Below are 18,477 nucleotides of genomic sequence, written 5' to 3' on the forward strand. Positions count from 1 at the left end.
TCGTGATCCACAACCTGCTGGTCGCCAACCGGGGCGAGATCGCCCGCCGGGTGTTCCGCAGCTGCCGCGACGCGGGCATCGGCACGACGGCCGTGTTCTCCGACGCCGACGCGGCCGCCCCGCACACGCGCGAGGCCGACGTCGCGGTCCGCCTGCCGGGCGACGCACCCGGCGACACCTACCTGCGTGCGGAGCTGATCGTGAAGGCCGCGGCCGACGCGGGCGCCGACGCCGTGCACCCGGGTTACGGGTTCCTGTCGGAGAACGCCGCGTTCGCGCGGGCCGTGCTCGACGCCGGCCTCACGTGGGTCGGCCCGCCGCCCGCGGCGATCGAGACGATGGGCTCCAAAGTGGAGTCGAAGCGGATCATGGCCGCCGCCGGCGTGCCGGTGCTGTCCGAACTGGACCCGGCCTCGGTGACGGACGCCGATCTGCCGTTGCTGGTCAAGGCTTCCGCCGGTGGCGGTGGCCGCGGCATGCGCGTGGTCCGGGAGCTGGGCGAGCTCGCCGAGGCCGTCGAGAGCGCCCGGGCCGAGGCCGGGTCCGCGTTCGGCGACCCGACGGTGTTCTGCGAGCGGTACCTCGAGACGGGTCGCCACATCGAGGTGCAGGTGCTCGCCGACAGCCACGGCACGGTGTGGGCGGTGGGGGAGCGCGAGTGCTCGATCCAGCGCCGGCACCAGAAGGTGGTGGAGGAAGCCCCGTCGCCGTTCGTCGACGAAGCCATGCGCGCGGAACTGTTCGACGCGGCGCGCAAGGCCGCGCAGGCCATCGACTACGTCGGCGCCGGTACGGTCGAGTTCCTCGCCGGGCCGGACGGGCGGTTCTACTTCCTCGAGATGAACACCCGTCTGCAGGTGGAGCACCCGGTGACCGAGAACGTCACCGGCCTCGACCTCGTGGCGCTGCAGCTCTCCGTCGCCCAGGGCGCGAAGCTGCCGCCGGAACCGCCCGCGCCGCAAGGGCATTCGATCGAGGTCCGGCTCTACGCCGAAGACCCGGCCGCGGGCTGGCAGCCGCAGAGCGGCACGTTGCACACCTTCGAGGTGCCGGGCGTCGACCGCGAGTTCACGCACGGCGCCGGGCTGCGGCTCGACTCGGGCGTGGAGAGCGGGTCCGTCGTCGGCGTGCACTACGACCCCATGCTCGCGAAGGTGATCACGTGGGCGCCGACCCGTGACGAGGCCGCCCGCCGGCTCGCCACCGCGCTGGCCGGCGCGAAGATCCACGGTGTGGTGACCAACCGCGACCTGCTCGTGAACATCTTGCGCCACAACGCGTTCCTCGCGGGCGAGACCGACACGGCGTTCTTCGACCGCCACGGCCTCGACACCCTGGCGAAACCGCTGGTCGGCGGCGACGCGGAGAAGCTCTCCGCCCTCGCCGCCGCACTGGCCGACGCCGCCGGCAACCGCGCGGCCGCGACCACGCTGGGCCGCCTGCCCAGCGGCTGGCGCAACGTGCGTTCGGCGAGCCAGCGCAAGGTGTTCACACGCGGCGACACGACCCACGAGGTCCGGTACTCGCTCGCGCGAGACGGACTGCGGGCCGAGGGGTTCGACGACGTGCGGCTGGTCTCGGCGGAGCCGGGCCGGGTGGTGCTCGACGTGGCCGGGCTGCGGCGCACGTTCACCGTCGCGCGTAACGACGGACAGTCCTTTGTGGACTCCGCACTCGGTGCGGTGACGTTCACGGCCGAGCCGCGGTTCGCAGACCCCTCGGCGGCGCTGGCGGCGGGCTCGCTCGTCGCGCCGATGCCGGGCACGGTCGTGCGGCTCGCGGTGGGCGTGGGCGACGCCGTGGCGGCGGGGGATCCGCTGCTGTGGCTGGAGGCGATGAAGATGGAACACCGGATCGCGGCCCCCGCCGACGGCGTGGTCACCGAGCTGCCGGTGGAGGTCGGGTTGCAGGTCGAGGTCGGCACGATTCTGGCTGTGGTGGGAGAAGCTGTGGTGGGAGAGCAAGCATGAACGCGATGAACTTCGTCGAGCCCGAGGAGCGCGTGGCGCTGCGCAAGGCGGCTTCGGAACTGGCGCGCAAGTACGGGCACGAGTACTACTCCAAGAAGGCCCGCTCGGGCGAGAAGACCGACGAGCTGTGGGACGAGGCCGGCCGGCTCGGCTACCTCGGCGTGAACCTGCCCGAGGAGTACGGCGGCGGGGGAGCGGGCATCGCCGATCTCGCCGCGGTGCTGGAGGAGTTCGCGGCCGCCGGCTCGCCGTTGCTGCTCATGGTCGTCTCGCCGGCGATCTGCGGCACGGTGATCTCGCGCTTCGGCACGGACGAGCAGAAGAAGCAGTGGCTGCCGGGGCTTTCCGACGGCAGCAAGAAGATGGTCTTCGCCATCACCGAGCCCGACGCCGGGTCCAACTCGCACAAGATCACCACCACCGCGCGCCGCGACGGCAGCGACTGGGTCCTGAGTGGACGGAAGGTGTTCATCTCCGGCGTCGACGAGGCCGACGCGGTGCTCGTGGTCGGCCGTACGGAGGACGCGAAGACGGGCCGCCTCAAGCCCGCGCTCTACATCGTGCCCACCGACACGCCGGGCTTCGAGTTCAAGCAGATCGAAATGGACCTGGTCTCGCCGGAGAAGCAGTTCGGGCTGTTCCTCGACGACGTCCACCTGCCGGCCGAAGCGCTGGTGGGCGAGGAGGACGCGGCGATCGCGCAGCTGTTCGCCGGGCTGAACCCCGAACGCATCATGGGCGCGTCGTTCTCGCTCGGCACCGCGCGCTACGCGCTCGACAAGGCCGTGGCGTACGCCAACGAGCGCCGGGTGTGGGGCGCGCCGATCGGCTCGCACCAGGGGCTGGCGCACCCGCTGGCGCAGATCAAGATCGAGCTGGAGCTGGCGAAGCTGATGACGCAGAAGGCGGCTTCGCTCTACGACTCCGGCGACGACTTCGCGTCGGGCGAGTCGGCCAACATGGCCAAGTACGCCGCCGCGGAGGCCGCGATCAAGGCCGTGGACCAGGCGGTGCAGACCCACGGCGGCAACGGGCTCGCGACCGAGTACGGCCTCGGCACGCTCGTGACCGCGGTGCGGCTGGGGCGGATCGCGCCGGTGAGCCGCGAGATGGTGCTCAACTTCGTCGGGCAGCACAGCCTCGGGCTGCCGAAGTCCTACTAGGAGTGACTGTGTCCGAAAAATCCCTGGCGGGCCGCACGATCATCATGTCCGGCGGCAGCCGCGGCATCGGTGAGGCGATCGCCCTGCGCGCGGCGGCTGACGGCGCGAACGTGGCTCTGCTGGCGAAGACCGCCGAACCGCACCCGAAGCTGCCCGGCACGATCTACACAGCGGCCGAGGCCATCGAGAAGGCCGGCGGCAAGGCGCTGCCCATCCTCGGCGACGTGCGCGACGACGAGGGCGTCGCCGCTGCCGTGGCGAAGACCGTCGAGCAGTTCGGCGGTATCGACATCGTGGTGAACAACGCCAGCGCGATCGACCTCACGCCCACCGAGCAGGTGAGCATGAAGCGTTACGACCTGATGCAGGACATCAACGCGCGCGGCACTTTCCTGCTGTCCAAACTGGCCATCCCGCACCTGCGCAAGTCGGCCAACCCGCACGTGCTCACGCTGTCGCCGCCGATCAGCCTCGACGAGAAGTGGTTCACAGCCGGGCATCTCGCGTACAGCATCGCGAAGTACTCGATGAGCCTGGTGACGGTGGGGCTCGCCGCGGAGCTCAAGAAGGACGGCATCGCGGCGAACTCGCTGTGGCCGCGCACCACGATCGACACCGCGGCGATCCGCAACGTCGTGGGCGCGGAGCTGGCCGACCGCAGCCGCACGCCGGAGATCATGGCCGACGCCGCGTACGCGATCCTCACCCGGCCCAGCCGCACGACGACCGGCAACTTCTTCCTGGACGACGAGGTGCTCGCGGCGGAGGGCGTCACCGATCTGTCGAAGTACCGGATCGGCTCGTCGGAAGCGGACCTGCAGCTCGACTTCTGGGTCGATCCGGCCTGATGCTCCGGGAACCGCAGCAGGAGCGCAGCCGCACCACTCGCCGGCGGCTGATCGAGGCCGCGATGGACTGCATCGGCGAGCGGGGCTGGCACGGCGTCACGGTGGCCGTGATCGCCGAACGCGCCGGCGTGTCGCGCGGCGCCGCGCAGCACCACTTCCCGACGCGCGAGGACCTCGTCGCGGCCGCCGTGGAGCTGCTCGGGGAATCGCAGATCACCGAGCTGCGCACGAAGGCCGACGGGCTGCCGACGGGCGCGTCGCGGATCTTCGGTGTGGTGGAGATGGTGCTGAACCTCTACACCGGGCCGCTGTTCCGCGCCGCGCTGCAGCTGTGGGCCGTGGCCTCCAGCGACGAACAGCTGAGGTCGACCTTGGCGCCGCTGGAGGCGCGCGTCGGGCGCGAGGCGCACCGCGTGACGGTGGAGCTGCTGGGCGTCGACGAGGCGAAGCCTGGGGTCCGCGAGCTGGTCCAAGCCACCCTGGACCTGGCTCGCGGCCTCGGCCTCGCCAACCTCCTCACCGACGACACCCGCCGCCGGCGCCAGATCGTGCGGGAGTGGGCCCAGACCCTGGAGACGCGACTGTCCGGAACCGGCGAGGCCTCGTGAACGTCACAACTTCGGCCTAATAAGATGTGGCTGTTAACACATTCGGCCCAACGGACGATGACTCCGAGTAAGTGGCTCCACCAGGAAGAAGGTCGGTACCGGTGTCCGGTTCAGAAGGCGCGGCAGTCGAGCTGACGCACCGCGCGATGGCGATGCTCAGGGCGGTCGCCGCCCACCGCGCGGAGATGACCACGAGCAGCGAGCCCGACCTCTTCATCGACGGTTTCGCCTGCTGCGACCAGATGACCGCCCACAACCTCGCCCACGGCGGCTACATCCGCCCCGCCGTACCGGACGCCGCGGGCCGCGTGCCCGCCGAACTGACCGAGGCCGGGCACGCCGCCCTGGAGATCACCGTCGCCGCCTGAGGCGACCAGGTGACCTCACGGACGGGTGACGATTTCGCTCGCCCGTTCGGGTGGCCTCTCGGCTCGGGTGTTGGTGCCCCGGGCTTCAGTCCTGCGTGGTTAGTGGTCCGGCCACGAGCTGAACCACACCGCGGCCGGACGATGGTCCAGGCCTGTGACCTGGGACGATGAGGTCGAACCACCCCGCACGAACGGCCTCCGTCGTCAGAGCTGTGCGCGGATTTCGCCCGCTCGTGCCGTCACGGTGTCGAGGACGCGTTTCGCCGCCTCCAGGTCCTCGGGGGCGATGCCGGCGAACAGCCGGTCACCAGCCGCCGTCGAGTCCGCAGTCAAGCGTTCGACCAGGTCGCGCGTGGCCGGGGTGACGTCGATGACGTCCCCGGCCGTCAGCCGGCCCGCCGTCGTCAGGCGGTCGAGCACCGAGCGCACCACCTCGGCGGGCGCGACGGCCGTCGCCGCGATGGTCTCCACCAGGGTGTCCGCGGGCTGGGCGCCATTGGCGACCGTCCGCAGGACCACGTAGTCCGTGAAGTCCAGACCTTCGCGGTCCAGCAACGTGGTGAGCAGGGAACGGGACGCGGCGGCGGCCAGGTTGAGGTCGCGGCCGCCGACGGCGCGGGCTGTGGTCATGGTCTTCTCGCTTCCGGTGGGGTCGTCACCCAGCAGGGTCTGCAGGGTGTCGCGGAACTGGCGGGTCCCCGCGCTTCGGGTGCCGCCGAGGTTCGCGGTGAGCTCCTCGTGCAGGTCGCGCACGAGAGTGATCGCCTCGGTGATCACCTCGTGGCCCCGCGCGGTGAGGTCGAGCCGTACGGCGCGCGGGTCGTCCGGGTCCGCGGGGCGGGTGACGAGGCCGGCCTGTTCGAGCGCCCGCGCCAGCTTCGACACGTGCAGCGGCTCGAGGCCCGTGTGGTCGGCCAGCTCACGCTGGCTCGGCCGGACCCCACGCACCACGAGGCCGGTGAGCGTGGCCAGCAGTGAGTACTGGGCGTGGGTGAGGCCGAGCGGCCGCACGGTCCGGTCGACGGCCGCCCGCCACTTCATGGACAGCCGCCACACGAGGTGACCGGTGGTCGGGTTCTTGAGGCGCACGAAAGATAATGTACATGGATACTATGTCCATGGCTACTATCCGCCGGAAGAAACGGGGACCCCGCGCGCAAGCGGGGTCCCCGTCGCAGCTCAGCCCTGGTACCCGGCCACGATCTTCGTGAACGCGTACTTCTCCTGGTCGATGCCGCTGCACTCGCCGCCGCCGCTGCAGTCGCGGTTGGTGGCCCAGAACGTGAAGCGGCCGAGGTGGTGGCTCGACGCGTAGTCGCGGATCGAGGTGAAGTTCGCGACGGACACGTTCTCCCCGGCGTTGTCGGTCTTGCCGTTCATCGACGACAGGCCGCTGTGCCGGTAGGCCTCGTCGTCGTTCCAGCCGAAGGCGGACTTCAACTGACCGGCGAGGCCGTCGACCGCCGACTTCGTCATCGCAGCCATGTCGCCACCGCTGGAGAAGTCGAAGGGCATGACCGACCACACGTCGACGTTCGCGCCGATCGCCTTGGCCTGCGTGATGAGGCGGCTGCCCCACTCCGTCGGGCCCTGCGGGCTCGTGCCCATCGTGATGACGACGCGCACGCCCGGGTTCTTCTGCTTGGTGATCTTCACGGCGTTGAGGATCCGGTCCTGAACCGTCGCGTTCTCGAACTCGTCGGTGTTCTCGATGTCGAGGTCGATCGCCTTGAGCTGGTAGGCGTCGATCACCTTCTGGTACGCGCCGGCCAGGTCCTCCGGCGACCCGCACTGCGAGCCGAGCTTGGTGCCCGACCAGCCGCCGAACGACGGGATCACGTCGCCGCCGGCCGAGCGGATCTTCTGGATCAGGGCGGCGTCCGAACCGGTCAGGTCGCGGTTGCCGTCCCACTTCGGGTTGCAGCCGCCGTCGGACAGCATGAAGGCCAGCGTGAACGCCTTCACGCCGGTGGCCGACATGGCCGCGGCGGGGTCGGTCTGCCCGCCCCATTGGTAGAGGTACGGCGAAGCGAGCACGGGGTCCGGCGCGGCCAGCGCCGACGGGGCGAGGCCGAGGGTGGTGGCCAGCGCGGCGCCCGCGGCGAGCGCGACAGTGGCCAGACGGCGCAAGGGTTTCATGGGTCCTCCAACGGTGGGGCGCACAGAGGGCGATGTGCCCGTCACAATGGACTAGACCATTAAGAAGTGTCAAGATCCCGAGGCGGAAAGAAAAAAACCACCGAAAGTCGGTAGTGGTCACGTGGGCGTCCGGTGATCATGGACTCGGCACGGCTGCCGTTGTCGTGCTCTGGAACGAAAAACGGGCCCGCGGCGAAAGATCCGCCACGGAAGATCAAGCCTGGCCGTAACAACGCTCGAGCTCGTCGAGCCGGTAGAAGTAGCTGCCGCGGTGCACCGGCGCGCAGCTCGCCTTGAACGCGGTCTGCTTCTCGTTGTAGAGCATGCGCACGAGGTAGGTGTGGCCGTCGGTGTAGAGGTCCCACTGGATGTTCGCGGCCATCGGCGCCACCTGCGCGCCGCGGAACGGGTTGTTCGCGTAGGTGAACAGCTTGCTCTCGGGCTGCTGCTGGGTGCTGCCGGGCAGGCCGAGCAGCGACGCGAGCGGGAAGATCTCCTCGGCGTGGGAGAAGCGCAGCTCGGCGTCGCGCGTGGTGGTGCCGGCGCGCTTGGCGTCGAGCTGGGCGAACATGTCGCCGAGCAGGCCGCCGGCCATCTTGTACGTGATGTCGCTGCCGGAGAACGCGGGACCGTTCTCGTAGAAGGAAGTCACGTCGTCGAGGTAGCCGAACCACGAGGCCTCGTCGAGCGTGATGTAGCGGTCGAAGTGCCAGTGGCCCTCGCCCGGCAGGTCCACGGTCACCTGGTCCAGTGCGTACACCGCGTCGGCCGCGGCGATCTCGTCCTTGAACTCCGCGTGCTTCCCGGCCGCGATCTCGTCCACGAACTTCTTCGAGAAGCTGCGCTGCAGCACCGAACGCGCCACGGCGTGCGTGCGCGGCTGGTCCGTCGCGGCCTTCTCGGCGGCGGCCACCCGCGGGTCGTTGTCGACGTAGTCGTTGTACTCGACGTTCGACTTGTGGAAGTAGAGCAGGGTGTCGTCGGTGCGGGTGGCCGTGGTCGTCAGCCCCGGCTTCGCGGCCTTGAGCCCCGCCACGAACTCGTTGGCGCTGTCCACTGTGCGCTGCTGGCTCGAGGCGACGACGTCGATCTTCGGCGTCGTGCCCTTGGCCGCGTCGGCGAAGAGCGACGGCAGCCGCCGCACCATGCGCTGGGCGGTGGTGCGCATCTCGTCGCGGCCTTCCTGGGTGAGCAGGCCGTAGCCGTCGCGGGCGTTGGCGGCGAGCAGCGCCTGCACGTCCGGGCCGAGCTGCTTGCCGACGCCGGTCAGCGCGCCCTCGGACTTCGCGGTGTTCCACAGCGCCAGCAAGGCGTCGCCGTCGTCGCTGTCGGAGAGGGTGCGCGCGCCGTGGCGCGAGACGTTCTCGGTGAACACCGGGCGGAACGACGAGGGCAGCCGCTCGTAGGAGGACAGGTCGCCCTGCGGCTCGTAGGCGGTCTTGGTGGTGAACGCGTCCGTCGCGTGCCCCTCGTGCGCCTGCGCGGGCAGGGCGAACAGCCCTGACAATGCCAGTGCGGCCCCGCCGATTCCGGCCACAACACGTCTCATCGAGCTACCCCGCTGTCTGGTCTGGGTGAAAGGACGGCTCAGTAGACCCGCCGGTCGTGACGCGGTTCGGGACGGCGGGTATCGCGGCGGTGAATTCCCGGGGTTCCGGTGATCGGGAAGGGTCGTGGCTCATGGGCCGAAAACCGCCGCCACACTTAAGACGGTGCCGAAACCGCGGTGAACCGGCTATTTTTTCGCAATGGTGGGGGATCCGGCGACGGCCGGAGGGGGTGAGCGGCGCCGGTTTCCCGTCGCCGTGGCGAACTGGGAGCTGTGGCGCGTGCGCACCCGCGCGCTGGCGGCGTTCGTGGTGTGCGTCGACGTGGTGGCGCTGGCCGCGACGGTCGCCGTGGCGGTGCTGCTCCCCGTGCCGCTCACGGGTTCCGCGAGGTTCGCCGTGCTGGCGGCGGGGCTGCTGGTGAGCGCGGAGCTGAGCCGCGCGGCCGAACGCGGACGCGGGGAAACGTTGCTGGGCCCGGGTTTCGGCACCCCGTGGGTGTTCGCCGGCGCGGTGGTGCTGCCGCCGGTGCCCGCCGTGGTGCTCGCGGTGGTCTCGGGCGCGCACCGGTGGCTGCGCGTGCGGCGGCGCGCGCCGTACCGGCAGGTGTTCGAGGTGGCCGCGACGGCGCTGGCCGTGCTGCTGGCCGGCCGGTTCCTCGCGTGGGCGGTTCCGGTCCCGCCGAGCTCGCTGGGCGACGTCCGCCTGATGGGACTGCTCGTGGTGGCCGCCGTCGTGTTCTTGCTCGTCGACGCGGCGCTCACCGGGGTCGTGCGCGGCTATCGGCAGGGTGTGGCGGGGCTGCTGTTCGACGTCGCGATGGCCGGGTTGGGCATTGCCCTCGCCTGGGCCGTGGTGGATTCACCGCTCGTCGTGCCGCTGCTCGCCGCGGCGCTCGTGGTGCTGCACCGCGGCGGCGTCGGCGCCACCCCGCGCGCCGCGCCGACGGCCGACCCGGGCACGGGCGCCCTCACGGCGTCCGCCTGGTGGGACGCCGCGCACGGGCAGCCCGCCCCGGCGTACTCCGTGCTGGTGCTCGACCTCGACCGCTTCGGCGACGTCAACGCCCGCCACGGCCGCCGCATCGGCGACGCCGTGCTGCGGGCCATCGCCGACGCGCTGCGCGACGAAGTCCGCTCGGCCGACCTCGTCGGGCGCTCCGGCGGTGGCGAGTTCGCCGTGTTTCTCCCCGGTACCAAGCCGTTCGACGCGCTCGCCATCGCCGAGCGCATCCGCCTGCGTGTGGCGTCGACGGCTGTCGCGTTGAAGGCGCCCTACGGCAGCCCGCAGTTCGCGTGGGCGACGGTCTCCGTCGGCGTCGCATCCCGTCCCGCTGACGGCGACACGGCGGCCGCGGTGTTCGCGGCCGCCGTGAAAGCCGTGCGGCGCGCGAAAGCCGGCGGTCGCAACCGGACGGTGTGCGCCGGCAGTCCGGAAGCCCAGTAGCCCGGTAGCTCAGTCCGAAGTGGACGGCACGCCGATGTCCTCGAACCACAGCTGCGGCCGGGTCTCGATGAACTCCTCCATCAACCCCGTGCACGCGGGGTCGTCGAGGACGTCGATGCGCACGCCGTGCTCGGCGAGCCAGTCGTGGCCGCCGGAGAAGGTCTTGGCTTCACCGATGATCACCCGCGGGATGCCGAACTGGCGCACCAGGCCGCTGCAGTACCAGCACGGCGAGAGCGTGGTGACCATGATCGTGTCGCGGTAGTGGGGGCGGCGCCCGGCGTTGCGGAACGCCGTGGTCTCCGCGTGCAGCGACGGGTCGCCGTCCTGCACCCGGCGGTTGTGGCCGCGGCCGAGGAGTGTGCCGGAGCTGTCGAAGAGGGCGGCGCCGATCGGCACGCCGCCCTCGGCCTTCCCGAGCTCGGCCTCCTCGCGGGCGACGGCGAGCAACGCGTGCGGATCGATCTGCATGGTCACCACTTCACCGGCCCCGCTCGCGGAAGGCAAGTCCACGGACATCGAGGACCGATCCTGTCCGCGAGGTCTGGCAGAGTGGCCCGCATGTACGGAACCTCGGAGCGGCTGCTGCGGCTGTTGTCCCTGCTGCAGGCCCGGCGCGACTGGCCGGGGCCGGACCTGGCCGACCGGCTGGGCGTCGACGTGCGCACGGTCCGCCGCGACGTCGAGCGGCTGCGCGGCCTCGGTTACCCGGTGCACGCGACGCCCGGGGTCGCGGGCGGCTACCGCCTGGGGGCCGGCGCCGCGCTGCCGCCGTTGCTGCTGGACGACGACGAGGCCGTGGCCGTCGCGGTCGGCCTGCGGACGGCGGCGAACGGCACGGTGTCCGGCATCGAGGAGACGTCGGTGCGGGCGCTGGCCAAGCTCGAACAGGTGCTGCCCGCGCGGCTGCGCCACCGCGTGAGCGCCATGGGTTCGGCGATGCTGCAGCTCGGCGGCGGGGGACCGGTCGTCGACGCCGAGGTGCTCACGGTGATCGCCGCGGCCTGCCGTGACCACGAACGGCTGCGCTTCACCTACGCGAACCACACCGGCCAGGTCACCGAGCGTGACGTCGAGCCGCTGCGCCTGGTCCACACCGGCCGTCGCTGGTACCTCGTCGCCTACGACCTGCGCCGCGACGGCTGGCGCACGTTCCGCGTCGACCGCATCGAAGCCGTGCCGGCGCCCGGGTTCCGCTTCACGCCGCGCGAGCCACCCGCGGAGGACCTCGCCGCGTACGTGTCGCAGGCGATCTCTTCGGCGCCGTACGCGCACCAGATGTCCCTGCTCGTGTCGGTGCCGGCGGAGGAGCTCGCGGCCCGCGTGCCGCCGACCGCCGGCACCGTCGAGCCCGTGGACGAGCACACGTGCCGGCTGCGAACCGGCGCGACCGACCTCGCGGCGGCGCCGTTCTACCTCGCGCAGTGGGACTACGACTTCGTGGTGGAAGACGCGCCGCCCGGCCTGCTCGACCGGCTGGCGCGCATCGCGGACCGCTTCGCCGCGGCGGCGGCGCGCAGCTGAGCGGCCCGCGGGTCAGGCGGTCCGCGTGCCGAGCATCCGCAGCACCAGCTCGCTGTACTCCTTGCCCAGCGCAGCCGGCGTCTGACGCGTGCGCTCGCTGTACCAGCGGGCCACGTCGACACCCAGCGACAGCACCGCGCGCGCGGCCGTGTGCGAATCGGTCACGGAGAACGCACCGGACTCGGCACCCGCGGCGATCACGTCGCGCACGATGCGCTCGATGCGCCGCCGCAGCTCCGTGACGACTTCGAACTCCTTCTCCGGCAGCGCGTTGAGCTCGTACTGCACCACCCGCGCCACGGTGTGGCGCCGCGCGTGCCAGGCCACGAAGTCCTCGACCACGAGCCGGATGCGCTCGACCGGGTCCTCGGCCTTCTCCAGCGCGTTCTCCACCAGCGCCAGCGTCTGCTCGTGGCCGCTGCGGCTGATCTCGAACAGCAGCGCCGCCTTCGACGGGAAGTGCACGTACAACGCGGCGGGGCTCATGCCCGCGGCTCCGGCGATGTCCCGCGTGGTCGTGGCGTGGTACCCACGCTTCGCGAAGGACTCCACCCCGGCCAGCATCAGCCGGCGCGCGGTCTCGGGCTGTACGTCGGGCCACAGCTCGGCCGAGAGCGAAGTCGTCATCCGGCGATCCTCCCAGATCAGCTGCCGCGCCCGGCGGGCGTGAACCGAGCCCATTCTAAGCGCTTGCTTTGTGCAGAGATCCGGTGATGCGTCCCCGAAACGGGGATGTCCCACGAAGGAGCTCACCGACACCCAGGTGCAGACCCGCGGAGGAAGCCGGTCACACGCGATCCCTCCGCTCGTCGTCGGGCTCGCCGAGCAGTTCCGGGGTGACGTTCTCGTCGTAGCGGTGCAGTGCGAGCGCCCGCGCGTAGCGTTGCGCGATCCGGGCCATCACCGATTCGCCCGGCGCCTCGGTCACGCCGAAGACAGTTCCCCGGTAGTCGAGCGGTTCCATCACCGCGGCGATGCGGTCCCACTGCTGCGGTGGGATCAGCCGAACCGGGTCACCGCCGGCGAACCAGCCGATCGGCACCGTCGTTCCCGGCGGAACCACGGTGTTCACGTGGACCACGGCCCCGAACCCGACATCGGCGCCGGACCCGATGCGCGCGCCGTTGTACAGCATCGCCCCGGTCGCGACGCGCGCGTTGCCTTCCATGACGCATCCGCTGAGGTGAGCGTGCGGCCCGACCAGGACGTGGTCCCCGAGCCGAACCGGATGGCGCAGGGAGCCGCGCAGCACCGCGTGCTCCATGATCACGCAGTGCGCGCCGATCTCGACCGGCCCTCCCTCCGCGGTCAGCACGGCGCCGAACAGGACCCGGCTGTGCGGCCCGACGGTGACATCTCCGCACAGCACGGCTGTCGGGGCGATGTACGCCGACTTGTCGACCCGCGGGTGCCGGTGCTGGTGCTCGATGAAAACCGCGCCGCGGCCGACCGGGTGCAGGTAGTCCTCGGGAAATGTCATCGCGCCTCCGATCGGTTGTTCGGCGCTGTCACCCCTCAAACGTCGTAGTACAAAGCGAACTCGTACGGGTGCGGGCGCAGCCGCATCGGGTCGATTTCGTGCTCCCGCTTGAAGTCGATCCAGGTCTCGATCACGTCCGGGGTGAACACACCGCCTCTGAGGAGGAACTCGTGGTCGGTTTCCAACCGGTCGATCACCGCCTCCAGAGACCCGGGGACCTGGGCGACCTCGCGGGCTTCGTCGGGTGGCAGTTCGTAGAGGTCCTTGTCGATCGGCGCTGCCGGTTCGGTCTTGTTGCGGATCCCGTCGAGCCCGGCCATCAGCATGGCGGCGAACGCGAGGTAGGGGTTGCCCGAGGAGTCGGGGCAGCGGAATTCGATGCGCTTGGCCTTGGGGCTGGCGCCGGTGATCGGGATCCGGACGCACGCGGAGCGGTTGCGCTGGGAGTACACGAGGTTGATCGGCGCCTCGTAGCCGGGGACGAGGCGGTGGTAGGAGTTCACCGTCGGATTGGTGAAGGCCAGCAGGCTCGGCGCGTGGTGCAGGATGCCGCCGACGTAGTGGCGCCCGATTTCGGACAGGCCGCCGTAACCGGTCTCGTCGTAGAACAGGGGCCCGTTCTCGTCCCACAGGGATTGGTGGCAGTGCATGCCGGAGCCGTTGTCGCCGAAGAGTGGTTTGGGCATGAAAGTGACGGTCTTGCCGGCCGCCCAGGCGGCGTTCTTCACGATGTACTTGAACAACTGCAGGTCGTCCGCGGCGTGCAGGAGGGTGTTGAACTTGTAGTTGACCTCGGCCTGGCCGCCGCTGCCGACCTCGTGGTGGGCCTTCTCGACGACGATCCCGACGCCGGCCAGGTCGCGCACGATCTCATCACGCAGGTCGGCGTAGTGATCCCGTGGCGGGACGGGGAAGTAGCCGCCCTTGTACGGCGTTTTGTAGCCCTGGTTCCCGCCGGCTTCGTCGGCGCCCGTGTTCCACCAGCCCTCGATCGAGTCGACCTCGTGGAAGGCACCGTTCTCCGCCGAGTCGAACCGGACGGAGTCGAAGATGTAGAACTCCGCTTCCGGCCCGAAGAACGCCCGGTCCGCGATGCTGGATTCGGTGATGTACTGCTCGGCCTTGCGGGCGATGTTGCGCGGGTCGCGGCTGTACGCCTCGCGTGTGAACGGGTCGTGCACGAAGAAGTTCATCGCGAGCGTCTTCTGGGCTCGGAACGGGTCGACGCGGGCCGTGACCGGGTCGGGGAGCAGCAGCATGTCCGACTCGTGGATCGACTGGAACCCGCGGACCGACGAGCCGTCGAAGGCGAGCCCCTCGGTGAAGGACTCCGCGTCGAAGGAGACTGCCGGAACGGTGAAGTGCTGCATGATGCCGGGCAGGTCGCAGAACTGGACGTCGATGAACTGGACGTCCTCATCGGCGATGAAGCGGAGGATCTCGTCGGCGTTGGTGAACATGTTCTCCTGTCTCCTTCGCGGTATCGAGGACGCATTGCGGCGGGCAATGAGTTTACTGCACATCGAGGACGCCCACGGTGAGCTCGGCTGACCTCTTCTTCCAACGCGGCACAGTTTTGTGTGGGGCCTGGAACCAGCCACTGACGCCGACCCCGGGCAACGGTCCTCGCCCGGAAAATAGAGAATCTCCAACGGGATGTCGCACCACACCGGCGAATGTGCGCGGACTTCCGGTGTCAGGCTGTCGCTCCACGCCGGCGGCGGCGCGTCGCCGACGCCGGGACGAAGGCCCCGCAGAAGGCGGCTCGAATCCCAAACGGCGCGGTCAGGACCGAAGGCCGAGCAACAACTTCGTGAGCGCCTCGGGCTGGGAGAACGGTGCGAGGTGTGCGGCATCGAGCCGGTGCACCACGTCGGCTCGCGAGGCCATCCGCTCCTGGTCGGCGAGCTGGATTCCTTGGTCGCGTTCGCAGACGACATAGGTCGTCGGATGGTTTCGCGGCGGCGCGGTACTCACGCTGGTGAAGCTGGCCACCGATTGCGCCTGGCGGTTGCGGTGGAAGATCGCGAACCGGTCGGAGTCCACATCGGACCCGAGTACCTGCCGTGCGATCTCCTGGTCGTCGGTGATGTGCAGGGTGCCGTCCGGCCCGCCGGTGAGCCACTCCAGGTGGTGTTCGGAACGAATGTCCATCAAGGACTGACCGGCGACCGGCCAGAACGCGGTGAGGTAGGCGCTGTGGCGGATCTTCGGATGGTCGGCGACCTCGGTCAGGACCATTCCCCCGTAGGAGTGCCCGACCACGAACGCCTCGCCGGCGCACCGGTCGATCACCGCCCTCAGGTGCTTCGCGTCGGCGGCCAGATCGCCGAAGGCGGCGGGATCCGAGCTCGGCAGCTGCTCCACGACGTGCACCTCGTGACCGGCCGAACGCAGTCGATGCGCGACGTCGTCCCAGATCCAGCCGCCACACCAGGCGCCGTGCACCAGCACGATATCCATGTGATTCTCCAGTGAATCGCAGAAGCCGGCCCGCCGGCTCGGACAAGTGCCGGAAAAGCTGGTTGTCCGGTGCGAAAACCAGCTCGCGGCGGGTTCACTGTTCGCCCGGGAACACGCGTTGTCAAGACCGCGATTCGCGGCCATTCGCCAATCGGGAACGGCTTGACCTGCAGGAAGGTGCCACCTAACGTGGTCCCGTGGAAGGTGCGGCATTCGCTAATCGGGAACGCACTGGATCGGCACCGCAACCGCCGGTCCAATCGCTCAGCAAAGCTCTGGACGTGTTGGAGGCATTCAGCTTCGAGCGGCCCGAATTGGCGCTCGGCGAGCTGAGCGCGGCGGTGGGCCTGCCGAAGTCGACCGTGCACAAGGTGGCCAGGACTCTGGTGGACCGCGGTTACCTCGTGCAGGATCCCGAAACGCGGCGCTATCGCCTGGGGCTCAGCACGTGGCACCTCGGCAGCGTGGCGATCGCACCGCTGGACGTGCGAACCGCCGCCGCCGGGCACCTGCGCCGGCTGGCCGCCGACACCGGCGAGCAGGTCACGCTCTGGGTTCTCGAACACGATCTGGCGATCTGCGTCGATCGGGTGGACAGCGCGCACCAGGTGCGGACCTACACCCGGCTCGGTACCGCCCGTGATCCGCTCGACCTGGCGGCCGGGCGTTGCCTGCTGGCCTGGCAAGCGGGTCGGTCCGACGGTGATGCGCGCCTGCGGCGCATCCGGGAACGCGGCTACGAGACCACCGACGCCGATCCGGCGACGGGGCGGGGCGTCGCGGCGCCGATCCGCGACGGGCACGGCGCGGTGACGGCCGCGACCACCGTGTCGGGGCCGACCAACCGGTTCGGCAGCGCCGCCGTGAAGCGGATCCTTCCCGATCTGCTGGCGGCGACGGGCGCGATTTCGGCCGCGCTCGGGCATCGGGCGCGGTGAAGCCCGCCCGCGATCGTCAGTTCTCCGGCGGGGCGTGACCGCGTGCCGCCGTGTCGCACGGAAAGGAACCGCATGCCCAGTACCGCGGACCTGGTCCTCGAGGACCGGGTGCACAGCCGCGTCTACACCGATCCCGGGCTGTTCGACCAGGAGATGGACCGGATCTTCGGGCGCACTTGGGTCTACGTCGCGCACGTCTCGGAGTTGCGCGAGCCCGGCGACTACAAGACGGCGCGGATCGGCCGGCACCCTGTCATCGTCGTCCGGGACACCGGCGGCGAGATTCGAGTGCTGTTCAACCGCTGCCGGCACCGCGCGTCGGTGGTGTGCCGCCAGCAAACCGGCAACGCGAACTTCTTCCGGTGCCCCTTTCACGGCTGGACGTACCGCAATTCCGGTGAGCTGCTGGGTGTTCCCGGGGCCGCGCGCTACGGCGACGACTTCGACAAGTCCACGCTCGGCCTGCTGCCGGTGCCGCGGGTGGACACCTACCGCGGGCTGGTGTTCGCCAGCCTCGACCCGGAAATCGTGGAGCTCACCGAGTACCTCGGCACGGCTCGGCACTACCTGGACACGATCTTTTTCCACCCCGCGTTCGAGCACGTGCTGGAGCTCTCGGCGGGGGTGAACCGTCAGGAGTACCCGGCGAACTGGAAACACGCGCTCGAAGGTGGCGTGGACGGCTACCACGCGATCACCCTGCACGAGACGTGGTTCAACATCCGGGAGCAGAGCCCGGACCGCACGCACGCGCGCCTGGCTTCCCGGGACGAGGCGGTCGGCTACAGCGAAGCGCACCCGTACGGGCACGTCCTGCTCGCTCGGTGGCCCGGCGAGACGGACATCGCCAAGTTCCGCGCCCAGTACCCCGAGTACACCGACCGGCTCGAACGCGAGCACGGCGCCGGGGTGTTCACCGCGCTCCTCGGCCAGTTCAACCTGATGATCTACCCGAACCTGCACCTGACGTTGCAGAACCTGCGGGTGATCACCCCGCTGTCACCGGCCAGAACCCAGATCACGATGACCCCGACTCTCTTCGCCGACGCGCCGCCGGAGCTGAACGCGGAGCGCTTGCGTGAGTTCGAAGAAGCGTTCGCCACCGGGGCCTTCATCTCCCCGGACGACGCGGAAGCGTTCGTCTGCGTGCAGGAAGGGGCAGCGGCCGTGGCCGGCGACCCGTGGCTGGTACTCACCCGGGGCCTGCACGAGGAGGAGCGGCGCACGGACGGAGTGCGGCGCGGCAAGCCCAGCGACGAGACACCGCAGCGCGGGCTGTTCCGCGAATGGCGGCGGCTGATGACACAGGGGGAGCCGGCATGACACCGATGCGCCTTTCCCGGACCGAAGCCGAAGACCTGCTCTACGCCGAGGCCGAAGCCCTCGACGACGGCGACCTGCAGGGCTGGCTGGACATGTTCACCGACGACGCCGTGTACTGGGTGCCAGCCCGCCGCGACAGCACCGATCCCTCTCGCGAGGTTTCGCTCATCCACGACGATCGCGAGCGGATGCGCGAGCGCGTCTGGCGGCTCACGGAAGGGCCCGCACACGCCCAGATCCCGCAATCCGCGACCCGGCGGGTGATCGGCAACGTGCGAATCCGCGAGGACGCCGTGCTGTCCAATTTCATCCTGGCCGAGGACCGCAAGGAGACGCAGCGGTTGTTCGCGGGGGAGTACCGGCACCGGTTCCGGTGGGACGGCGATCGGTGGAGGATCGCGGCGAAAACCGTCGTCCTGGTGAACTGCGAGTCCAGCATCTTCAACCTCACGTTCGTGATCTAGATGTCGCTGGTGCTGCGCAACGAGTTCGGCACGGTCCGGGTCAGCGTCGACACCGCCGGTGCCGGCCCCCGGCTGCTGGTGGAAAACCTGGAGACCGGCGCCGCCATCCACCTGGACGTGCTGGAGGTGGAGAGCCTGACCCGGCTCACCCACGACGACTTCGCCGGCCTGGTCCGGCCGCACTGACCCGAGTCAC

The 18,477-nt window shown here is 70.2% G+C and carries 19 protein-coding genes; 11 read left to right on the plus strand and 8 right to left on the minus strand.

Annotated features, from left to right (window positions below; translation table 11 throughout):
* The first annotated feature begins 2 nt into the window (after positions 1-2).
* From ACFY1H_RS29400 to ACFY1H_RS29420, 5 genes are all read left to right on the plus strand, one after another.
* Positions 3-1,970 carry a biotin carboxylase N-terminal domain-containing protein gene (locus ACFY1H_RS29400; RefSeq protein WP_366586277.1) on the plus strand — a complete coding sequence of 656 codons (1,968 nt, stop codon included), beginning with the start codon at positions 3-5 and terminating at the stop codon, positions 1,968-1,970.
* The gene (locus ACFY1H_RS29405) at positions 1,967-3,133 is read left to right on the plus strand and encodes an acyl-CoA dehydrogenase family protein (RefSeq protein ID WP_366586275.1); all 1,167 of its coding nucleotides are present in this window, start codon (positions 1,967-1,969) and stop codon (positions 3,131-3,133) included. Before ACFY1H_RS29400 ends, ACFY1H_RS29405 begins: the two co-directional genes overlap by 4 nt.
* An 8-nt stretch (positions 3,134-3,141) precedes the next feature.
* Positions 3,142-3,981 (plus strand): SDR family oxidoreductase, encoded by an 840-nt coding sequence (locus tag ACFY1H_RS29410; RefSeq protein ID WP_386951573.1) that lies wholly within the window; start codon positions 3,142-3,144, stop codon positions 3,979-3,981.
* Entirely contained in the window at positions 3,981-4,589 is a 609-nt protein-coding gene (locus ACFY1H_RS29415; protein WP_366586273.1) for a TetR/AcrR family transcriptional regulator, read from the plus strand. Before ACFY1H_RS29410 ends, ACFY1H_RS29415 begins: the two co-directional genes overlap by 1 nt.
* Before the next feature lie 146 nt (positions 4,590-4,735).
* The gene (locus ACFY1H_RS29420) at positions 4,736-4,957 is read left to right on the plus strand and encodes a hypothetical protein (protein ID WP_386952173.1); all 222 of its coding nucleotides are present in this window, start codon (positions 4,736-4,738) and stop codon (positions 4,955-4,957) included.
* A gap of 204 nt (positions 4,958-5,161) precedes the next feature.
* Here the strand turns inward: ACFY1H_RS29420 and ACFY1H_RS29425 are convergent, their stop codons facing one another.
* The 3 genes from ACFY1H_RS29425 to ACFY1H_RS29435 form a co-directional block, all read right to left on the minus strand.
* Positions 5,162-6,046: a MarR family transcriptional regulator gene (locus ACFY1H_RS29425; protein WP_386951576.1), complete on the minus strand. Its 885-nt coding sequence runs from the start codon at positions 6,044-6,046 to the stop codon at positions 5,162-5,164.
* Between the two features lie 90 nt (positions 6,047-6,136).
* Complete coding sequence (locus tag ACFY1H_RS29430; protein WP_386951579.1) at positions 6,137-7,096, minus strand: chitinase; 960 nt, start codon at positions 7,094-7,096, stop codon at positions 6,137-6,139.
* Positions 7,097-7,310: 214 nt separating this feature from the next.
* Positions 7,311-8,645 (minus strand): histidine-type phosphatase, encoded by a 1,335-nt coding sequence (locus ACFY1H_RS29435; RefSeq protein WP_386951582.1) that lies wholly within the window; start codon positions 8,643-8,645, stop codon positions 7,311-7,313.
* 199 nt (positions 8,646-8,844) lie between these two features.
* On the opposite strand from ACFY1H_RS29435, the gene ACFY1H_RS29440 reads away from it, so the two are divergent.
* Positions 8,845-10,089 (plus strand): diguanylate cyclase, encoded by a 1,245-nt coding sequence (locus tag ACFY1H_RS29440; protein WP_386951585.1) that lies wholly within the window; start codon positions 8,845-8,847, stop codon positions 10,087-10,089.
* Positions 10,090-10,098: 9 nt separating this feature from the next.
* Here ACFY1H_RS29440 and ACFY1H_RS29445 read toward each other — a convergent pair whose 3' ends face one another.
* A complete protein-coding gene (locus ACFY1H_RS29445) occupies positions 10,099-10,560 on the minus strand; it encodes a nucleoside deaminase (protein WP_386951588.1) in 462 nt (153 codons plus the stop codon).
* 90 nt (positions 10,561-10,650) lie between these two features.
* Between ACFY1H_RS29445 and ACFY1H_RS29450 the strand changes: the two genes are divergently transcribed.
* A complete protein-coding gene (locus tag ACFY1H_RS29450; RefSeq protein ID WP_366586257.1) occupies positions 10,651-11,613 on the plus strand; it encodes a YafY family protein in 963 nt (320 codons plus the stop codon).
* Positions 11,614-11,625: 12 nt separating this feature from the next.
* Here the strand turns inward: ACFY1H_RS29450 and ACFY1H_RS29455 are convergent, their stop codons facing one another.
* The 4 genes from ACFY1H_RS29455 to ACFY1H_RS29470 all read right to left on the minus strand — a co-directional run bounded on the left by ACFY1H_RS29455 (position 11,626) and on the right by ACFY1H_RS29470 (position 15,556).
* Positions 11,626-12,240 carry a TetR/AcrR family transcriptional regulator gene (locus tag ACFY1H_RS29455; RefSeq protein ID WP_366586254.1) on the minus strand — a complete coding sequence of 205 codons (615 nt, stop codon included), beginning with the start codon at positions 12,238-12,240 and terminating at the stop codon, positions 11,626-11,628.
* Between the two features lie 160 nt (positions 12,241-12,400).
* Positions 12,401-13,093 carry a gamma carbonic anhydrase family protein gene (locus tag ACFY1H_RS29460; protein ID WP_366586252.1) on the minus strand — a complete coding sequence of 231 codons (693 nt, stop codon included), beginning with the start codon at positions 13,091-13,093 and terminating at the stop codon, positions 12,401-12,403.
* 35 nt (positions 13,094-13,128) lie between these two features.
* Complete coding sequence (glnA, locus tag ACFY1H_RS29465) at positions 13,129-14,553, minus strand: type I glutamate--ammonia ligase (RefSeq protein WP_386951592.1); 1,425 nt, start codon at positions 14,551-14,553, stop codon at positions 13,129-13,131.
* Positions 14,554-14,878: 325 nt separating this feature from the next.
* The gene (locus ACFY1H_RS29470; RefSeq protein ID WP_366586248.1) at positions 14,879-15,556 is read right to left on the minus strand and encodes an alpha/beta hydrolase; all 678 of its coding nucleotides are present in this window, start codon (positions 15,554-15,556) and stop codon (positions 14,879-14,881) included.
* Positions 15,557-15,753: 197 nt separating this feature from the next.
* On the opposite strand from ACFY1H_RS29470, the gene ACFY1H_RS29475 reads away from it, so the two are divergent.
* From ACFY1H_RS29475 to ACFY1H_RS29490, 4 genes are all read left to right on the plus strand, one after another.
* Positions 15,754-16,494, plus strand: coding sequence for an IclR family transcriptional regulator (locus ACFY1H_RS29475; RefSeq protein WP_386951595.1), 741 nt, complete (start codon positions 15,754-15,756; stop codon positions 16,492-16,494).
* A 72-nt stretch (positions 16,495-16,566) separates the two neighbouring features.
* On the plus strand, positions 16,567-17,817 hold the full coding sequence (locus tag ACFY1H_RS29480; RefSeq protein WP_386951597.1) for a Rieske 2Fe-2S domain-containing protein: 1,251 nt from the start codon (positions 16,567-16,569) through the stop codon (positions 17,815-17,817).
* On the plus strand, positions 17,814-18,281 hold the full coding sequence (locus ACFY1H_RS29485) for an aromatic-ring-hydroxylating dioxygenase subunit beta (RefSeq protein WP_386951600.1): 468 nt from the start codon (positions 17,814-17,816) through the stop codon (positions 18,279-18,281). Before ACFY1H_RS29480 ends, ACFY1H_RS29485 begins: the two co-directional genes overlap by 4 nt.
* Positions 18,282-18,467: a hypothetical protein gene (locus ACFY1H_RS29490; RefSeq protein ID WP_366586240.1), complete on the plus strand. Its 186-nt coding sequence runs from the start codon at positions 18,282-18,284 to the stop codon at positions 18,465-18,467.
* Positions 18,468-18,477: the final 10 nt, after the last annotated feature.

It is taken from the genome of Amycolatopsis sp. NPDC001319 (assembly GCF_042896185.1).
Lineage (GTDB): Bacteria > Actinomycetota > Actinomycetes > Mycobacteriales > Pseudonocardiaceae > Amycolatopsis.

Coding starts and splice junctions, on each gene's coding strand:
- ACFY1H_RS29455 (WP_366586254.1), bottom strand. CDS start 12,240: ATGACGACTTCGCTCTCGGCCGAGCTGTGGCCCGACGTACAGCCCGAG.
- ACFY1H_RS29440 (WP_386951585.1), top strand. CDS start 8,845: ATGGTGGGGGATCCGGCGACGGCCGGAGGGGGTGAGCGGCGCCGGTTT.
- ACFY1H_RS29485 (WP_386951600.1), top strand. CDS start 17,814: ATGACACCGATGCGCCTTTCCCGGACCGAAGCCGAAGACCTGCTCTAC.
- glnA (WP_386951592.1), bottom strand. CDS start 14,553: ATGTTCACCAACGCCGACGAGATCCTCCGCTTCATCGCCGATGAGGAC.
- ACFY1H_RS29420 (WP_386952173.1), top strand. CDS start 4,736: ATGGCGATGCTCAGGGCGGTCGCCGCCCACCGCGCGGAGATGACCACG.
- ACFY1H_RS29450 (WP_366586257.1), top strand. CDS start 10,651: ATGTACGGAACCTCGGAGCGGCTGCTGCGGCTGTTGTCCCTGCTGCAG.
- ACFY1H_RS29415 (WP_366586273.1), top strand. CDS start 3,981: ATGCTCCGGGAACCGCAGCAGGAGCGCAGCCGCACCACTCGCCGGCGG.
- ACFY1H_RS29445 (WP_386951588.1), bottom strand. CDS start 10,560: ATGCAGATCGATCCGCACGCGTTGCTCGCCGTCGCCCGCGAGGAGGCC.
- ACFY1H_RS29460 (WP_366586252.1), bottom strand. CDS start 13,093: ATGACATTTCCCGAGGACTACCTGCACCCGGTCGGCCGCGGCGCGGTT.
- ACFY1H_RS29470 (WP_366586248.1), bottom strand. CDS start 15,556: ATGGATATCGTGCTGGTGCACGGCGCCTGGTGTGGCGGCTGGATCTGG.
- ACFY1H_RS29490 (WP_366586240.1), top strand. CDS start 18,282: ATGTCGCTGGTGCTGCGCAACGAGTTCGGCACGGTCCGGGTCAGCGTC.
- ACFY1H_RS29430 (WP_386951579.1), bottom strand. CDS start 7,096: ATGAAACCCTTGCGCCGTCTGGCCACTGTCGCGCTCGCCGCGGGCGCC.
- ACFY1H_RS29435 (WP_386951582.1), bottom strand. CDS start 8,645: ATGAGACGTGTTGTGGCCGGAATCGGCGGGGCCGCACTGGCATTGTCA.
- ACFY1H_RS29405 (WP_366586275.1), top strand. CDS start 1,967: ATGAACGCGATGAACTTCGTCGAGCCCGAGGAGCGCGTGGCGCTGCGC.
- ACFY1H_RS29480 (WP_386951597.1), top strand. CDS start 16,567: ATGCCCAGTACCGCGGACCTGGTCCTCGAGGACCGGGTGCACAGCCGC.